Consider the following 763-nt stretch of genomic DNA (forward strand, 5'->3'; position numbering starts at 1 on the left):
GGGGGTGGCGGACGCGGCGCGGGTGGCGGATGTCCGGGCGCGGCTGCTCGCGGCGCGTGACGGGCGGGAGCGGCCCGGCCGGGACGACAAGATCGTGGCCGCCTGGAACGGGCTGGCGATCGCCGCGCTGGCGGAGACCGGGGCGTACTTCGACCGGCCGGACCTCGTCGAGCGGGCGACCGAGGCCGCCGATCTGCTGGTGCGGGTGCACATGGACGACGGGGCGCGGCTCGCCCGTACGTCGAAGGACGGGCAGGCGGGTGCGAACGCGGGGGTGCTGGAGGACTACGCCGACGTGGCGGAGGGCTTCCTGGCGCTGGCGGCGGTGTCGGGGGAGGGCGTCTGGCTGGAGTTCTCCGGGTTCCTGCTCGACATCGTCCTCGACCAGTTCGTGGGTGAGGACGGGACGCTGTACGACACGGCTCACGACGCGGAGAAGCTGATCCGGCGGCCGCAGGACCCCACGGACAACGCGACGCCGTCGGGGTGGACGGCCGCGGCGGGTGCGCTGCTGTCGTACGCCGCGCACACGGGTTCCGAGGCGCATCGGAGTGCGGCCGAGCGGGCGTTGGGGGTGGTGAAGACGCTCGGGCCTCGTGCGCCGCGGTTCATCGGGTGGGGTCTCGCGGTGGCCGAGGCGGTGCTGGACGGGCCGCGCGAGGTCGCGGTGGTGGGTGCCGGCGGGGACCCGCTGACCGGGGAACTGCACCGGGTGGCGTTGCTGAGCGGGGCGCCGGGGGCGGTGGTCGCGGTGGGCGAGGTG

At 75.8% G+C, this 763-nt stretch carries 1 protein-coding gene; it reads left to right on the forward strand.

Features of this window, described 5'->3' with window-relative positions; genetic code table 11:
• Positions 1-763: YyaL domain-containing protein (locus E2E34_RS34810; protein WP_138905781.1), on the forward strand; the 763-nt coding region annotated here is incomplete at both ends.

Source organism: Streptomyces albidochromogenes, from assembly GCF_005981925.1.
GTDB classification, from domain to species: domain Bacteria; phylum Actinomycetota; class Actinomycetes; order Streptomycetales; family Streptomycetaceae; genus Streptomyces; species Streptomyces albidochromogenes.